This is a genomic window from Argonema antarcticum A004/B2 (assembly GCF_023333585.1).
Classification (GTDB): domain Bacteria; phylum Cyanobacteriota; class Cyanobacteriia; order Cyanobacteriales; family Aerosakkonemataceae; genus Argonema; species Argonema antarcticum.
In genome coordinates, this window is sequence record NZ_JAIQZN010000129.1 from 1 (window position 1) to 17,124 (window position 17,124).

A 17,124-nucleotide genomic window follows, 5' to 3' on the forward strand; every position below is an offset into this window, starting at 1 on the left:
GACCTTATTATCAACGAGGTCGCCGAGCCGAAACCCTTATCCAATCTACCTTTGAGCTATAGTTGTCTCCCCCCCAGCGTTAGAGTGCCTCTGGATATTGTTTTTGTGCGGCAAGGGCGAGTGGTTGCGATCGCACATTTTACTCCTCCTTGTTACCAGCAGCCCTGTCCGATATACAAGCCACCCGTTCCCGTTGATGCGGTAATTGAGTTACCTGCGGGCATGGCGGGTAAACTTGGGTTATCTATAGGAGTTAAACTGGAGTTCCCCTTTGACAAAAACCCACAAGGTATGCAGGACTTAGCTTGAGGCTCGCGGCCCAGGCAAGTTACATGGGTACATTACAACCCAACTCCCAGCAAATCCAAAGCTCTTTGTTGTAGAGGAGTAGGCTGAGTAAATTTGGGTCTTCCGTACAAGCGTGTGCCAAACGATTAGTTTTTTTGTGTCCTACGCGCAAAGCTTGGCAGGGATTTCAAGGTGATTGCCCATCCGCAGCAAGTTGCCATAACCAAGCTTTGGGTGTAAATAACTCAACAATATCTGAACTAGAAAAACAACAACCAGATATTATGTTTCTGACAATCTTAAATAAAAATCATATATATTCGATATATCTATCTCCCACTCGGATATTTTTTTACCAGAGCGATTTATAGCTGGTCGCTCCTCAATATAGTTGTATATATTATCTTCGAGAAATGGCTGTTTTACTTTTTCCAAAAATAATAGCTCGTTGCGGATATAAACTAAATTTTTCTTGGGGCGCAATATCCACCATTGAATAATATTAGATGAATTTGGGTCGTACATATCTGTTATTAGAGATGTATTTAATCCATCCATACATATTCTCCGAAGTCCTTCTTTCCATTGATTTGAATATTGCTGTTGAGTCCAATAAGATAATGAAGAGTGGAAAAAGTCTTTAAATTCTCCGAGCGCAATTTCCCCACTTTTTGTATTACTTACTTGGTAATCAGAAGATGAGCTTTGAATGAATTCAATATGAAACATTGTTAATCTCCAATTCGCTTTTGATTATGTGAATCATATGTACCGATTCGATTTCCTTGAAAATCAAATCTTCTCCATCCCTGACGAACATAATTATTATTGATAACAGGCATACTGTAATATTTTCCTCCACGTTTATCATGCCAAAATACAGGTTCACCAAGTGAATAAGGTCGGAGTATATTAACAGCAGCCTCTTGACCATATTCATAGGCTAATGCTAGAGCATCCATATTTTTCATGGTATCGCTATTATACTTGACCTTGGCATCGATTCCACTTTCAATTAATAGTTGAATTATTTCTGTATAGCCTTGATGAGAAGCTAAAAATAGAATATTTTCTAGGGAACCTCTATTGGTATCAATTATTGCCCCACAAGAAAGTAAATAACGAACAATATTTGCTTTGCCAGAATAGACGGCTGCCTGTATAGGGGTGAATAAACTACTAACACTTTCACAGTGTGTGTTAACATCCAGTCCTTGTGCAATAAGATATTCCACAATTTCTAATTTCCCTTCACTTGCAGCAAAATGTAGCCATGTACCAAACACAGTAGTCATGTATAAACGAGATTTATCTTCTTCTATTAATGCGACAAGTCGCTCTAAATCTCCTTGGCGGATTAAATCACAAAATTCCTTAACAAGCGTTTTTTCTGCCATTTTATCTCCTATCTATTTGCAGCAATCCTTCCATGTCTTCGGAGAACTGTTACTATATCATCATAACCTAGCCCAGCCGCATCAACTGCTTTAAGCTCCTCAACAACAAGTTCTTGCGCTGCAGTTGTATGCCCTCTATTAGGTGCCCAAACCAGATTTTCTAAGCCCCAAATTGGATCTATACCGTGTTTTCTTAAAATAGCTTGCCCTTCTTGAACTAATGCTCGCTGAGTTCCCTCTCTACCTAGTTTTTGTAGAATGTGATGGGCGTGTGGATTTTCCATGTCGGTTGGAGGATCGCCAATCTGTCTCCTTAAAAAACGACCGTATTCAGCATTATGAACTAAAATCCCTAAATCCGAAACAAAATAAGTATGGAATCCCTCAACCTTAAAGTTGTAGACCTCAAACTGCCCAGAGCGTTTCTCAATTCTATCAACATCGATAATCCTCCCATCTTCAGTCTGCAACAGCGACCCAACCAACAAATCCTTCGCTTCCACCCACCCCTTATCTGCCACCCAGAAAGGATGCTCACCAGTAGTAGAAATCACCTCCCCATCAACATACAAATCAACCAACCCATCAGTTGAGCGCACAAACGTCTCTAAAACCTGCTTCGCCTCAATCTCCCCCGGAGTAGTCGGGTCATCAGCAATCACCCAATCCCCAACCACAATATCCTCAATATCCTTCTCACCCTCACTCGTCAAAATCTCCGTACCAGCCACAAAGCAATTCGTGTTACCCTCAGCTTTCGTAACCACATAATCGCCAGTACCGAGCTTAATTTCCTCATTAACACTTCCAACCGGGTTCGGAACATCCCGCGTCGCACCAAAACCCCGCTTCAGACTCCCAAACATCCCCACAAAAGGCACATAGTTGAGCAAATTCCAAGCATCCTGCCATTCCCACCGACCATTATCCTGATAACTTTGATACAGATTCTGAGTAGCCTGCGCCGCCCCATAAACATCAAAACCCGTAGAAAGACCCGTCGCCCCAACAGCCATCCACCGCAGTGTAGGACTAACAGTCGTCGCCATATAACTGGGCAACTTCATACCGATGAGGAAAGAGCTACTAATCCCCGCAATATTGCCAGCACCCCACAATACGCCATGTCTCGGCTCAACTGGATGACCGCTATATGACTCATATACATTGGTCAAATAACCGCCAGATATCCCACTGGCAAAACCTCCTGCAAAATCGCTAAACATTTGCAGAACATCCCCAGCATTTGCACCAGAGAGGATTCCCACAGTCATGTAACCCCCAGCGAAACTCGTGCTGCCAATTAACGCTAATTGGGATGCGGTTGTAATAGTGTTTAAGACATCTCCCAGGGTAAAATACCCAGTCGGGTCGGTATTGACAACCGGATTAGCATGAGCATACTGATAATCATGCTGACTCATCGGGTCATTCAAAAACCCGGTGAACGCATCCTTGGAAACAAACCTTCCCAAGGAAGAATCGTAATACCGCGCCCGCAAATAATCTAACCCCGTCCCGCTATCCCGCCTTTCTCCCGCAAACTGATAGGGATTACTAGACCCACTATTAGGTGACAGCAACACCCCAAAAGCATCATAGTTATAACGGTCAGTAATCAATCCCGTCGTATCCGTCAGCATTCGGGTCGAACCCAAACCATCAGTGTGGTAAAATCTTTCATTGCCTCCACTGCGCGATCGAATCAAACTCAATCCATAAGTATAATCACTGGTAACTTGCCCATTCCCGTCATACTCATTCAATACCTGGGGCAAATTCCAAATCGGCGCTACCAAGTAATTGGTTCTCACCCCATCCGCAATGCTGGCAACTCGATTGCCTGCCGCATCGTAGATATATTTAATGTTAGAAGTGCTACCTGGCTTGGTAGAATTCACCCCAACCAAACGATTTTCCCCATCATTAATCCAATCGTAGGTAGTCGTCGAGGTGCCAGAAACTCTGGTCTTTAAAGAACCGTTATTATCGTAGGTAAATTGTTCTTGCGTAGTTTGTAAAAGTCGATCGTTCCCATCGTAGCTATAATTAGTTAACCCATCCACCGAATCGTTGCGCGACTTTCGATTACCAACTAAATCGTAACTGTAACCAATCGTCCGATTACCCGTAACCGCATCGGTAATCTTCTCAGAGGTCAAACGATCGACTTCATCGTAAGTATAATCTACAGTCCGCCCGGTGTTTTCTACTACCCGTTTGCGATTTCCGACTCCATCGAGAGTGTAGGTATAACGGGAAACAATATTTTCGACCGTATTCTTAGTCTGGATATTGGTGAGTCGATTTCGTTGGTCGTATTGACGGGTTTCTGTAGTTCCATCTGAAGAGACCGTCTGCTCTAGATTCCCGACTTTATTGTAGTCGTAATCGGCTAATATTTCCGTGCCTTGCTTGACTTTATCCAGGCGATTGAGCTTATCGTAGGTGTAGTCGATCGTCCCGGCAGGAGTAGTCAGGGATGTAAGATTGGAAAGCAGGTCGTAACCGTACTGGACTTTCTTACCGTCCGGTTGCGCGATCGACTGCAAACGTTCTCGGTTATCGTAAGTATATTTAGTTTCGCCGCGCCCGTCTGTTACCGTTAGCACTTGAGATGTAACGGGGTCGTAAGTGTAGTCAACGGGGGCGATGTTGGGATTGGTAAAGGATTTGCGATTCAGGCGACCGTAGGGGTCGTAAGTGTAATTAATGGTATCGCCATTGAAATCGGTATAATTTTTAACTTGACCGAACTTGTCGTAAACTGTCTGGTCGCGCTGTAAAAGTGGTAAAACTGTGGCTGTGGTGCGGTTGAAGGCATCGTACTCGTATTCGGTAAAATTGTGGTTGGCGTCCTCAACTTTCTTCAACCGTCCCAGGTTATCGTAGGTGTAGTTGGTACGAGCTAAATTGGCCAGTTCTAAGCTGGTAAGCTGGTTGAGGTTGTTGTAAGAGTATTTGGTAGCGTGGCGGTTTTCGTCGGTGGCGGTAGTGAGACGGTTAAAGCGATCGTATTGGAGATCGACGCGATCGCCGTTGTGATACACTGTTGCTATCTGCCGACCTAGTGAGTCGTATTCGTAGCGAGTAACGTACTGATTGGCATCAGTTACTTTGACCAAGTTGCGACGATGGTCGTACTCGTACTCGGTACGTTCGTTGAGAGGATTGATGATAGCTTTGATTTGACTGTAGGGGTCGTACTCGTAGCGAGTTGTCTGTCCTAATTCGTTGGTAGAAGTTTCAACTCGTCCTAAAGAATCGTAGGTGACTTTCGTTTTGGAGTTATCGAAGAAGAGAGTTTCAATTAGACGCGCTTTATCGTCGTAGGTAAACTGAGTAGTGTGGAGGCTTTTGTCGATGATGGAAGTGAGTTGACCGCCTTTGTTGTAGGTGTAGCTGGTGTAATTGTTCAGGACATCTTTTTGGCGAATTAGACGACCGAGATTGTTGTATTCAAACTTCTCCCAATTCCCGAAGATATCGGTTTTACCCTTGAGGCGACTTGCAGAAGTGTATTCATTCTTGATTCTGGGATTGTCGTGGGAATTACTGTTAGAAAGAATGCGCCCTTCTTTATCGTAGATGAAGCTGGTACTGAGGTTATAAGGAAAGTTTGTGAATCTTATAAAAGATTGCTGTACCACCGATAGAAATCGCGAACAAATTCAGAGATTTTCATTTGTGTATTTAAATCAGGATCGCTTACTGATAACGAGCTAAGTTGCTCATTTGTAAATTTGACACCAAGTTCTTCTTGGATTGCTTCAATAAATAACACCGAGTCAAAACCTGCATCACCGCAACATTCCCAAAATGGAAGTAAATCAAAATCCTCAAAACAGGCTTCCGAACGAATGAATATTGATTCAACGCATCCAAGTTTTGCAATCGCATTGCGGACGGCAATAGCTACTTTGCGCTGCCTTTCACAAGCAGTATGAAAGCAGTTCGCAATAAAATCTAATTCTGGTTGAGGTTGAATTCGTGCCAAAAACATCTTACGTCTCTCTTCGGAACGTCGATGATGTTGTTCTGATAAAAAATTTAGGATTTGTTGGTATTGGTTTTCTATAAACCTAAGTAGCATATAAAGCATTAAGTCTCCTTGTTTATTGATTTTAAACGTAAATAGGTAAATTCAACATTCACTTTTTACTTAAAGGGTAAATACAGAGTTTTTACGGCTCTAATAATTGACGCACCCTAAGAGCAGCAAAATAGCCCAAATTAAATCCAGCTACGTATGTTAATCCTAGCTGTGCTGAGCCAGGAACTCGTCGAAGTCCTTGGATATTACTTTTTAACCATTCATAACCAATAGTTAAAGCATTTCCACCGCCATATGCAGTTAATGCACCAACTGAAACTTCATCTTCAAATTCATCAGGAGTGAAAATTCCGCCAATAGCACCTGAAACAACTCCGGCGGCGAATGATGTTGCAGTTAATCCTTTTAGGCTGCCATCTGTTCTATAAATTAATGAGCGGCTAGAAATTATTCGAGCTATTTGCTGAACCATCTTAGGAGTCATCTTAATAATAGTCCCAAATGTGGCTCCTGATGCTGATAAACCTATTGATGAACCTGAAAAATAAGCGATGAGTGACCCTAGTTGCGCTCCTAATGTTCCTCCTGTTACAGCGCCAAGTAGTGCATAACCAAATGTTGTAATGCTGAGTAATTTTCCACTTCGTTGATAACCTGTATATCCACCTAATGAAGTTCCAGCAATTGTTCCTATAATTGAGCTAATTGTTACGATTTCTTGGATAGAAAATTGACCGCTTGGGTCGATATAGGTAACCGGATTAGCATTGCCATAAAGATACTTATGTAGCGTAACAGGCTCATCAATACTTCCCTCATAACTATCCCTCCGAGTAAACCTGCCAGTATCCGTATCGTAATACCTCGCCCGCAAATAATAATCACCCAACCCCTTATCAAACTGCTCACCAGCAAACAAATAATTATTCTCAGTACTCCCAGAAACCCCAATCAAATTCCCAAACCCATCATAACTATACCTATCAGTCACCACCCCACCAGCATTAGTCAACCCCCGCGTACTACCCAAACCATCCACCAAATAAAACGACTTCTCACTCCCCCTCTGCTGAGAAATCAAATCATTACCATACACATAACTAGCCGTCAACCCATTATTAACCCTCTCCTCCAACACCTGAGCATAAGGCAAATTCTTATCCACCAAAAACTCAGTCTTCACCCCATTAATAGTAGAACTTAGACAAAAAGCCTTCAAATGTGTCCCTCCTAGTAAACCGTCCCGTATCCGTATCATAAAACCTCTCCCTCAAATAATAATCACCCAAATTTTCATCGAACTGCTCCCCAGCAAACAGGTAATTATTCTCAGTATTACCAGTAGGCCCGATCGCCTTCCTAAACGCATCATAACTATACCAGCATCAGTCAACCCCCGAGTACTTTTTCTGGCAAGGTAACGCCGTGATAAGAGTACAGACTGTATCCATCAGCAAATTGAATTGCGGGTTTTCCTTCGGCATGAAGGCGGTATTCACTGTCCAAGGAGAGTTGTATAGGACGATCGCAAATAATTACCATTTTTTTAAATTTAATGGGCAATTCCCCAAAATGTGCCACTTTTTCAAAAGAAAAAATAGAGCCGGAATGCCGTACTAATAACTGAAATACTTTCCAATTTTGACTATTGTGATTACAATTCAACACGGAAATGCAAAAGTCAGATTGACTTCCATAAATCGCCCATTTTTCCGGTTGAACATAGAGATTGTAACGTTTTAATAATATTTTTCCTTGTTGATTTGTCAGATCGGTTAATTGCCTTCTTAATTGTAGATTTAGTTGAGTACTATATTGTGTAATCAAACGTTTCATGGGTTCATTTTGCTGGCAAATTAAGCGGATAACTTCTATACTGACTTGACTTTTAAATTGGTTCCAAATTAAATTACTTAGGTTGTATTTCGGTTCGCTTTCTAATCGGCATTGAGATTGGCTCAGAAGAGTCCTTAAAGCCTCATATGGACTTTGACAGAAGATAATTTCAGGTTCTTCATACCCTATCATGTTATAAGCAACTTTTACAGCTTGTTCGGCTTTTACTCTGTCAACTGTTTCGGTAGATAAAACAATTTCTTGCCACTTATTCCGGTAAACCGAAATTAGTTCTTCTTGCTTTTTTGTTATTTTTTCAATCATTTTTTACAGTTCTATCAAAAAGTTAATTTTTTATTAGTCATTTTTTGGCTTATAATTAGGGTTAGGTATAAATTCACCCTCGATGTTGCCCTTAAAATCAACTTTCCAAGCCCCAATAATAGCTTCAGGTGGAACAGCTTGATTAGAAGGATAGTTTCCATCAATCTCGTAAATCCATTTGTTAGGATGAAATTTTGCTTGTTGTATAATTTTCTCTGAAGGCTTAACTGGTTTATAAGTCATAGCTGCTCTTAATTCATTTTTTGACAGTTGTTAAAATCTTCATTCAAACTTTTCTTGTTGTTATAATTACACCGTACATTCTTCTAACTAATACCAATTCTCCAAAGTCATGCAACAGTAGCCAGGGCTGATAGAATATAACCATCCTTAAACTCTAAGGTCATTGTAGCATACCTTTGGAGATTTTATTTAATGAATTTAGGATTAGGTATAAATTTGCCCGTGAACTTATCATCGTCACCTACCCTTCTAACACCTAGAATATCTTGGGGCGGAATCCCACCAAGTACCGCAAATTCGTGTTCGGAGGAGGATATACCAAACGTTGCATTCACGTCAGATCCCATTCTAGGACGCACTATATAGACAAACCCACCTTGAAAATCATCGTTTGCAAAACCTTTCGCTGAATTTGCATTCAAACTCGTTGATACCCATTGGCTATCACGACGTAGGTCTACAGTTGCGCCAGTGATTTCATTAATTCCATTTACGTGTTCAAATAGTGTGATGTTACCACCAGGGTTCCGAGGTTGAAGACCTGCTTCAAATATTTCTTCAGGAGGTCTTGAGTCTCCTCGGTAGGTAAAACGTGGTAATCCTCCTCCCCCAGAGGAGCCTCTTCCTGCTGAGATACTACCTCCCCCACCCCCACCGAGATCATCTAGCCAGCTAAATGAAAGTGGGTACTGTAGAATAGCAAATACGGAAACTGCTGCATTTAATGACAGATCGGAAAGAAATTCTCCAAAACCGTATTCTCCTCTTCGGAGAGTAGAACTTATGAGATAACTGTAACTTTCAGTCTGTATCCCTGCCAAAGTATTACGAATTTCTTGTGCAGTTGAAATCTCTGATAAAGTAAATAAGCCAGTTGGGTCGATAAAATTAACCGGATTAGCATTAGCATAAAGATACTTATGCAGCGTAACTGGCTCACCGATACTTCCCTCATAACTATCCCTCCGAGTAAACCGCCCCGTATCCGTATCATAATACCGTTGCCGCAAATAATAGTCACCCAAATTCTTATCGAACTGCTCACCAGCGAACAGGTAATTATTCTCAGTATTACCACCAGACCCAATTAAATTCCCAAACCCATCATAACTATACCTATCAGTCACCACCCCACTACCATTCGTCAACCCCCGCGTACTACCCAAACCATCCACCAAATAAAACGACTTCTCACTCCCTCTCTGCTGAGAAATCAAATCATTACCATAAACATAACCAGCAGTCAACCCATTATTAACCCTCTCCTCCAAAACCTGAGCATAAGGCAAATTCTTATCCACCAAATACTCAGTCTTCACCCCATTAACAGTAGAACTAACCCTTATCCCATCACTATCATACCCATAAGAAATCACCTCACCATTCGCCTTTCTTACCCCAATTAAACGATTTTCTTTATCCCAGGTATAACTTACCTCCTCCACCCCATTCTTAATCCTCGACAACAGATTTCCATTATCATCATAACGATACTCAATCGTCTGAACAACTACACCATTTTTCTTCACCTCTTCCGTCTTCAAACGGTCATTATCATCGTAAGTATAAGTAGTAATCCCCTCAACTGAATCATTCTTAGTCAGGCGATTACCCACTTTATCGTAGGTATATTCAACAATCCGATTACCAGCAACAGCATCAGTTATTGTCTCTTTTGTCAACCGATACAAACTATCATATTCATACTCAACTTTCCTACCACTTTGTTCCTGAACAACTCGCCGATGACCTACCAAATCGAGAGTGTAATCGAAACTAGAAATAACCACTCCATCCTTACTATTCTTCACCAATTTTATGGGCAGTTCAAAACGGATCGAATTCCCTCCTTTGTCAATCCAGGTGTCCTACTGTATATACATCTGTTGATCTAGAAGGTTTAGAGTAATCAACCAAATAAGGATCGTCAGTAGCAATAGTTATTGAGAATCTGTAAGGTAAGAAAGTTCCTACTCCTGCTAGACCTCTGGGCATTTCATTTCTAACAGATAATCCCTTAGACATTTTTATCAGTTGCTGCCTGCCTGCCCCGTCAAAAGATAATTCTAGATCCTTCTTAAGGATACCAATTTTGTATTCAGGAGCGTTTAACCACTCCCATCCCACCCAAATATTCAGTAGCAGAGACAGACCTAGCACGATTACAACACCATTTTTGAAAAGAGTTTCTTTTTTTTTCATAAATCCAGTATTGAATTAATATGAGACTATCTTGACTGACAAGTAATGTAAAGTTACGGTAGTAGCTACCATCGGTAACCAAAAGGGATATATGAGGCTCCATCAAGAAAATAATCCATTGCAACTAATGGAATATCAAAGACATTTCCGATGGCTCTTTCTCTACCTTTAGTTTCTGATGGTTCATGTGAGGTTAACTTAGTAACTGAACCTATACCCATGTTGCTATTGAATTCTAGAATACGACCAAACTGAATAGGAGACATTTCATTTCGTATCCCACCAGTAGGTAAACCAAATCGATCATACTCCAGTGGCATACCCCCCAATCTCTCTGTTATATGTGCCGCAGATAAAGCATCTTGTATAAGAGTGGAACAATTATTTGCACCAAAAATGAATCTGTAGTTATTCCATCCGCTTAACACTCTACCATAGTACCCAGTTGCTCCCGATCTGGGGTATCTTTCCGAACTAGGCGTACCAGAGTTGTATACTCCTTCAAGAAAGGCTAGCACCCTAGATTCTTCATCAGCAGTGAGATTAATAGCATAACGATCTACTGTATCTCTTGAAGAGGTAAAACCTCGATTAGCGAAGTAGTCAGTTCTTGGTACTTGCAAAAGATAACCGTCGCCCTTGGTGCCAGCAGAGTAAGAATTGGTTGAGATGTATCTTCCAAAGGTGTAGACAGTTCCATTTACATCTATTGCAGCGTGTCCATACCAATGGGCACCCGAATGGATATAAACAGTCGTTTCTAACCCGCTTGGATCGATTGCATTTACAGGATTTGCATTTGTATAAATATACTTGTGTAGTGTTGGAGGCTCACCTATGTCTCCTTCCCAAGAATCCCTCCTAGTAAACCGCCCAGTATCCGTATCATAATACCTCTGCCGCAAATAATAATCACCCAACCCCTTATCAAACTGTTCCCCAGCAAACAAATAATTATTCTCAGTACTACCACCAGACCCAATCAAATTTCCAAACGCATCATAACTATACCTATCAGTCACCACCCCACTTGCATTCGTCAACCCCCGCGTACTACCCAAACCATCCACCAAATAGAACGACTTCTCACTCCCCCTTTGTTGAGAAATCAAATCGTTACCATAAATATAACCAACAGTCAACCCATTATTAACCCTCTCCTCCAACACCTGAGCATAATCCCGATTCTTATCCACCAAAAACTCAGTCTTCACCCCATTAACAGTAGAACTGACTCTTATCCCATCGCTATCGTACTGATAAGAAATCACCTCCCCTGAAGCTTTTATGACCCCAATCAAACGATTTTCCTTATCCCAAGTATAACTTACCTCTTCCACCCCATTCTTAATTCGAGACTTCAGATTCCCATTATCATCATAACGATACTCAACAGTCTGAACAACCACACCATTCTGATTCAACTCTTCCATCTTCAAACGGTCATTATTATCGTAAGAATAAGTAGTAATCCCCTCAACCGAATCATTCAAAGTCAGGCGATTCCCTACTTTATCGTAGGTATACTCAACAATCCGATTACCAGCAACAGCATCAGTTATTGTCTCTTTCGTCAACCGATACAAACTATCATACTCATACTCAACTTTCCTACCATTTTGTTCAGAAACAACCCGTCGATGACCTACCAAATCCAGAGTGTAATCGAAACTGGAAATTCCCACTCCATCTTTGACATTCTTCACCAACTTCAACCGATTCAATTCATCGTAATCCCTAGTTTCTACCACCCCATTCGGCAATTCAGTTTTGACTAAATTCCCAGCAACATCGTAGAAATAAGTAGTAGTTCCTTGAGAACTCGTTACCGTTTTCAACCGATTTTGTTCGTCATAAGTATAAGAAACATTCCCATTGGGAGTCCTCACCTCAGTACGATTACCCGCCACATCATACCCGTATTCAATCGTATGACCACTTGCTAAATAAACTCCATTCGGGTCAGTCCGAGAAATTAACCTGTTGCGTTCATCGTATTTAAAAGTAGTAGTTCCCCTCCCATCAACAATCTTATCAATCTGTCCGCTGGGTGTATATGTAAACGTGACGGGAACTTGACCGCTAGCAGCAGAAAAGTTTTTCTTAATCAACCGATTTTGTTCATCATATTGATAGCTAATAGAATCGCCATTAAAATCAGTCGTAGTATAGATATTTCCTACCGCATCATAAGTAGTGTAGGATTTCTTTCCAAGCGGTAATTCAGTCGCAATGCGTCGTCCATTTTTATCATATTCATACTTAGTTTTATGGTCATTAGCATCCTCAATCCAAACTAAACGATTCGCTTCATCGTATTCATATTCAGTTCTCACCTCAACAGGCGCATCAATAACTTGTACCACATCAGTCAACTGACCGATATCATCATATTCATAACGAGTAATCTTACCTTTTTGGTCAGTTGCAGCAACTTTACGTCCTAACTTATCATACTCAGTCTTTGTAGTCGGATTATCGGAAAGATTGTTCGGAGTATTGTCGGGGTAAATAGTTTCAGTCAGACGACTCAGACTATCGTATTTGTAGCGAGTTATTCTTCCTTTTTGGTCGATAGAATCGGTCAGGCGACCCGATGAATCGTATTTGCTGCTTGTTCTGGGATTGTCTGATAATGTATTGGGTGTATTATCGGGATAGATTGTTTCTATCTGTTCGCCTTTAGCATTATATTGATACTCAGTTCGATTCCCCCTTTCATCAATTTGCGCTTTAACTTGACCAGTTTTGTAATACTCAGTTTTACTTCTGGGATGATTTGCTAAATAAGTAGGGGTTTCATCGGGATAGATTACAGCAGTCCAATCTATCGTAGCAGGTGTTTGAGTGGGAGCGATCACTGCAACAAACCCCGACAGCGTATCTGTCACTTTGGGATAAATCGTCTCGATTAACTGACCCGCATCATCGTACTTGTAATGGGTTACCCGTCCGTCTTGGTCGATTGTAGCCCGTCTGCGACCCCCTTTGTCGTACAAATCGATCGTTCTGGGATTATCGGACTCTTCAGGTGTATTATCTGGATAGATAGTTTCAATCAGTTGACCTTTATCATCGTAGCGAGATTCTGTTTTGCGTAACAGCGCATCAATGACACCAATTTGATGGCCATTTTTATCGTACTGATACTCGTTAACTTTATTCTCTGCGTCGGTGAGAAACTTAATTTTGCCAGAATTGTCGTAATCCCATTTAGTAACGAGTGATTGTATACTCCAAAAAATCAGATAGTTCAGCTACCAACCATTTTTTTTCTACTTCCCTTAGCATAAAACCAAAATGATGCGTGATATTTTTGTCTTTCATAACAAAGGCTATCCTTGATGGAAACTGTGTATCGTTATGGTAAGCTAACTTGATTTCTTTAATATTCCTAGTTTTCCCATTTACCTGGCGATGAAAGCCAAAGCAATACCAATGTAATCGGAAATTTTCCGGCTCGATTTCTATGCAGATGTGACCTGCTATTTGGAATAGATATCGTTTCAAGGTATACTGAAAAAATGCAACAGAAAAAGTTGCTAGTACATAAAATCCTAGCTCCAGACTTTCCACGTTCCCTGCTTTAACAGATGACCATAGAGCGTAAGACAAACCACCTAATAGAAACAAAGAAAAAAAGAAGCTAGTTGCTCTCCAACTTGTAACGTTATCACCTCGCATTCCAATCGGCGGAATATACATTACTAAACACTTGTCATTTCTGTTTAAAACAACGCGACTGCCTTTTGGTTTTTGTCGTCTTTGCGCCAGAGAAGAGGTAGTCTCTCCCTGACTACCCAGCGATTCTAACGCTTCCATAGCTGACTGGAAGCGATCTTTAACTAATGGTTCCAGCATCTTATCTAACCAGTCAGCTAATTCAAGCGACATTTGAACCCGATCGCGGAAATCAATCTTCATAGAACGCGATGGTAGTTCTTCAGGTCTTCGGTGCGTCAGCAAAAACAGCAAAGTTGCCCCCAGGCTATACAAATCAGAAGCTGGTTCCACCTGTCCTCGAAACTGCTCTAGTGGCATATAACCTATAGTGCCAACAAACGTACCGCCACAAGTTAAGGTATTGCGATAAATATCTTGTGCTGCCCCAAAATCCACTAAAAATACTTTTCCATCCTGACAGCGGATAATATTTTGTGGTTTGATATCGCGAGAAATTACGGGTGGTCTCAGAGAGTGCAAATAGTGGAGGATTTGTAGCATTTGGAAGGCTATCCACTTCACCTCGTCTTCGTTTGGATGCCAACCTTTCTGCACTAGGTCAGCTAACGACTCACCAAAGACTAATTCTCGCACCAAATAAAATCGGGAATCGTGGGGAGTATCCAGCTGAAAGTAGTTGAGATACTTCGGAATTGCCGGATGATCGAGATTGGCAAGTACCTTGGCTTCTCGTTCAAATAGTTCTAATACTTTCCAGTCTGTAATGTGGCGCATGGACAAGACTTTTAGTGCTACTCGCTGATAGTCAATTAAGTCTTCCGCTTCATAGGTTGTTCCTGTCGCTCCCTGACCTAAAGGAGTGATAATTCGATACCGATTGGCAATAATGTTTCCGGGCTGGTGTAGTGTTTCCATTGCTCTTATAAGTTAAAGAGGCTTATACTACTTCACTTATGTTTGGGGTGTTGCCTGGGCTGGCTTAACGTCTCCCTTTATTGGAATTGAAATGCCACTCAACAAGTCCATACCTATATCTATGCCATATAACCCACCAGTAGAGAATTTGGCAGTCCCGAAACCGATCCAGCCACCAGCAATGCCCCCTCCCATGACGGCTGTAGCGCCAGCACTACCCAAGATAACTCCTCCTGCTAAAGCATGAGTACCCGCAAAGAAACTTGGAGATTCTACACTCATTTGGCTTGTTGACCCCCCCAGTGGAAGGTTTCTAAAACCTATGCGTGCGCCTACTCCTGCTAAGATATGTAGCCACAATCCGTTCTCTACTCTTGTTCCATTACTGAAAGGAGATGAATCGGCAACATAGAACCCCAATCCCATGCTAGGGCCTGCTGTAAATTCTAAGGGCACGATATTGCTGTTACCTAAAATTTGATTGAGAGGCGCACTTGGGTTGGCTACGTTGTTTAGGGTTCCAGTTATCAGAGTATACCAGCCATCCCATGTTGTCATTCGGTCGCCAATAGATTGAAAGCCGTAAGCTAATGGTCGCTGAGCTATAGTTAAACCAAAGCCCAAACCCATGATGCTATCATGCACCGCAAGTGCACCATCTAGTTCTGCTAGTGTCATTTCCCCACTCGGATCGCTATAAGTAACAGGATTAGCATTGCCATACAGATACCGATGCCGCGACATCGGCTCTTTTTGCATACCCTCAAACGGATCTACATTGGGGAAACGCCCTACATTCGGGTCATAATACCTAGCCCTTAAATACTGCCAACCGAGATTTGGATCGAACTGCTCACCCCGATACAAGTAATTATTATTCGTATTACCAGTTGAAGAAAGCAGATTACCAAAAGCGTCGTAATTGTACTTATCCGTAACAGCACCCAACCCATTAGTGAGTTGTCGCACCCCACTGTGTCCATCAAACAAATAGAACGACTTATTCCCATTACGACTCTGAGAGATCAAATCCAACCCATGCACGTAAGAAACCCGATTTCCCCCACCAGGCGCGTACTCCTCTAACACCTCTGCATAAGGACGATTAGCATCAACTAAATATCGCCTTTCCTCACCACCAACAATTGAGAGTAGAACTGTTTGATGAGGTGCGGTTTTTTAGCTTGTCGAGTGCTTCTTTTAACTGTTCTATCTCCTGTTGCTGCTCCTCTATCAACTGCTGTTTTTCTTGGAGTTTTCGTTGTTGCTGTTTTAGCTGCTGCTGAAGCTTATCGTAGCCATTCTGCCAACGACAGCATTGCCTGTGCCATCTTCTCTACGGCAATGGCTATCTGTATCGGTTCGCTGGTCAGTGTGGCTTTCTTGAGCATGGAAGCCACTATACTCTATTTTTGTCTATTTGGCTCAAACCCTTACCACACTTGCTACCAGCTCAGCTGGAACCCTCCATTGGCGATACCGTAACCCAGTTGCGGTGAGCAGTTACCTTGAAAGTAAAATCTTGAAAGTCTCTATTGAGAAGAGGAATCAGAGGAATCATTAGACTGAGCAGCGATAGCGAGGATTAATGAGCCAATAGTAAGTAATGAAAACATTACCCAGAAGGTTATATCTTTGACCGATAATCGCAACAGACCCCCTATTAAAGTAAAAATTCCAGTTCCAATAAACAACAATCCACTTCCCCAAACAAAGCATTCATTTTTGGGATCTCTAAAATTATCCCCCTGTAGCCGCCGATTTATAACTTTATTACTCATTATCACAGGTACCCAAAAAATAAGTAATTGCCAGCTGCCTGGTGTACGAAGCATAATGACAGGACTCCTTGCATTAAATTTATTATGTGTACTCGAATATACAGCGATTCCCGCTGTTATGAGGTACAGTAGAAAATAGCAAACCAATTTCTTACAGTAGCTACCACTATATTGAGTGTACCGCCTTACTGCGGGAACCGCTGTAAATTGCAGCATAGAACTTCTAGGCATCGGTTGAAGAAATATTTAAAGAAATACCCACAGTTAATCCAGCTCCAAACTCAGTGCCGTTTCCTTCTCCGGGGTATCCTACCCCTCCTCCTTTATAGCCCACATTCCGCACCCTCAACTGTCACACATCAACAAAAAGCCAATTCAATAGTACATAAGAACTAAGGCC

16 protein-coding genes are annotated in these 17,124 nt (G+C 41.7%); 2 read left to right on the plus strand and 14 right to left on the minus strand.

The window, feature by feature from the left end:
- The coding region (locus tag LAY57_RS31920; protein WP_249071216.1) for a DUF192 domain-containing protein at positions 1-309 on the plus strand (309 nt) is incomplete at its 5' end.
- Positions 310-570: 261 nt separating this feature from the next.
- Here the strand turns inward: LAY57_RS31920 and LAY57_RS31925 are convergent.
- The 13 genes from LAY57_RS31925 to LAY57_RS31985 all read right to left on the minus strand — a co-directional run bounded on the left by LAY57_RS31925 (position 571) and on the right by LAY57_RS31985 (position 16,032).
- Complete coding sequence (locus LAY57_RS31925) at positions 571-1,017, minus strand: hypothetical protein (protein WP_249071217.1); 447 nt, start codon at positions 1,015-1,017, stop codon at positions 571-573.
- A gap of 2 nt (positions 1,018-1,019) precedes the next feature.
- On the minus strand, positions 1,020-1,685 hold the full coding sequence (locus LAY57_RS31930; RefSeq protein WP_249071218.1) for an ankyrin repeat domain-containing protein: 666 nt from the start codon (positions 1,683-1,685) through the stop codon (positions 1,020-1,022).
- A gap of 8 nt (positions 1,686-1,693) precedes the next feature.
- A complete protein-coding gene (locus LAY57_RS36360; RefSeq protein WP_249071219.1) occupies positions 1,694-5,335 on the minus strand; it encodes a polymorphic toxin-type HINT domain-containing protein in 3,642 nt (1,213 codons plus the stop codon).
- The gene (locus LAY57_RS31940; RefSeq protein ID WP_249071220.1) at positions 5,314-5,787 is read right to left on the minus strand and encodes an aldehyde dehydrogenase; all 474 of its coding nucleotides are present in this window, start codon (positions 5,785-5,787) and stop codon (positions 5,314-5,316) included. Before LAY57_RS31940 ends, LAY57_RS36360 begins: the two co-directional genes overlap by 22 nt.
- A gap of 82 nt (positions 5,788-5,869) precedes the next feature.
- Entirely contained in the window at positions 5,870-6,958 is a 1,089-nt protein-coding gene (locus LAY57_RS31945; RefSeq protein ID WP_249071221.1) for an RHS repeat-associated core domain-containing protein, read from the minus strand.
- Entirely contained in the window at positions 6,927-7,091 is a 165-nt protein-coding gene (locus LAY57_RS31950) for an RHS repeat-associated core domain-containing protein (RefSeq protein ID WP_338022532.1), read from the minus strand. The genes LAY57_RS31945 and LAY57_RS31950 overlap by 32 nt, the downstream gene beginning before the upstream one ends.
- Positions 7,092-7,128: 37 nt before the next feature.
- A complete protein-coding gene (locus tag LAY57_RS31955) occupies positions 7,129-7,899 on the minus strand; it encodes a DUF6745 domain-containing protein (protein WP_249071222.1) in 771 nt (256 codons plus the stop codon).
- A gap of 33 nt (positions 7,900-7,932) precedes the next feature.
- Positions 7,933-8,142 (minus strand): hypothetical protein, encoded by a 210-nt coding sequence (locus tag LAY57_RS31960; RefSeq protein ID WP_249071223.1) that lies wholly within the window; start codon positions 8,140-8,142, stop codon positions 7,933-7,935.
- Between the two features lie 185 nt (positions 8,143-8,327).
- Positions 8,328-9,953, minus strand: coding sequence for an RHS repeat-associated core domain-containing protein (locus tag LAY57_RS31965; RefSeq protein WP_249071224.1), 1,626 nt, complete (start codon positions 9,951-9,953; stop codon positions 8,328-8,330).
- A 43-nt stretch (positions 9,954-9,996) separates the two neighbouring features.
- Entirely contained in the window at positions 9,997-10,344 is a 348-nt protein-coding gene (locus LAY57_RS31970; protein WP_249071225.1) for a hypothetical protein, read from the minus strand.
- Positions 10,345-10,409: 65 nt separating this feature from the next.
- Entirely contained in the window at positions 10,410-13,343 is a 2,934-nt protein-coding gene (locus LAY57_RS31975) for an RHS repeat domain-containing protein (RefSeq protein ID WP_249071226.1), read from the minus strand.
- A gap of 214 nt (positions 13,344-13,557) precedes the next feature.
- On the minus strand, positions 13,558-14,943 hold the full coding sequence (locus tag LAY57_RS31980; RefSeq protein ID WP_249071227.1) for a serine/threonine protein kinase: 1,386 nt from the start codon (positions 14,941-14,943) through the stop codon (positions 13,558-13,560).
- A 36-nt stretch (positions 14,944-14,979) separates the two neighbouring features.
- A complete protein-coding gene (locus LAY57_RS31985; RefSeq protein WP_249071228.1) occupies positions 14,980-16,032 on the minus strand; it encodes an RHS repeat-associated core domain-containing protein in 1,053 nt (350 codons plus the stop codon).
- A 102-nt stretch (positions 16,033-16,134) separates the two neighbouring features.
- Between LAY57_RS31985 and LAY57_RS31990 the strand changes: the two genes are divergently transcribed.
- Positions 16,135-16,428 carry a hypothetical protein gene (locus tag LAY57_RS31990; protein ID WP_249071229.1) on the plus strand — a complete coding sequence of 98 codons (294 nt, stop codon included), beginning with the start codon at positions 16,135-16,137 and terminating at the stop codon, positions 16,426-16,428.
- Between the two features lie 47 nt (positions 16,429-16,475).
- On the opposite strand, the gene LAY57_RS31995 is transcribed toward LAY57_RS31990, so the two are convergent.
- Positions 16,476-16,778, minus strand: coding sequence for a hypothetical protein (locus LAY57_RS31995; RefSeq protein ID WP_249071230.1), 303 nt, complete (start codon positions 16,776-16,778; stop codon positions 16,476-16,478).
- Positions 16,779-17,124: the final 346 nt, after the last annotated feature.

Coding starts and splice junctions, on each gene's coding strand:
- LAY57_RS31995 (WP_249071230.1), bottom strand. CDS start 16,778: ATGCTTCGTACACCAGGCAGCTGGCAATTACTTATTTTTTGGGTACCT.
- LAY57_RS31980 (WP_249071227.1), bottom strand. CDS start 14,943: ATGGAAACACTACACCAGCCCGGAAACATTATTGCCAATCGGTATCGA.
- LAY57_RS31940 (WP_249071220.1), bottom strand. CDS start 5,787: ATGCTTTATATGCTACTTAGGTTTATAGAAAACCAATACCAACAAATC.
- LAY57_RS31930 (WP_249071218.1), bottom strand. CDS start 1,685: ATGGCAGAAAAAACGCTTGTTAAGGAATTTTGTGATTTAATCCGCCAA.
- LAY57_RS31970 (WP_249071225.1), bottom strand. CDS start 10,344: ATGAAAAAAAAAGAAACTCTTTTCAAAAATGGTGTTGTAATCGTGCTA.
- LAY57_RS31960 (WP_249071223.1), bottom strand. CDS start 8,142: ATGACTTATAAACCAGTTAAGCCTTCAGAGAAAATTATACAACAAGCA.
- LAY57_RS31955 (WP_249071222.1), bottom strand. CDS start 7,899: ATGATTGAAAAAATAACAAAAAAGCAAGAAGAACTAATTTCGGTTTAC.
- LAY57_RS31925 (WP_249071217.1), bottom strand. CDS start 1,017: ATGTTTCATATTGAATTCATTCAAAGCTCATCTTCTGATTACCAAGTA.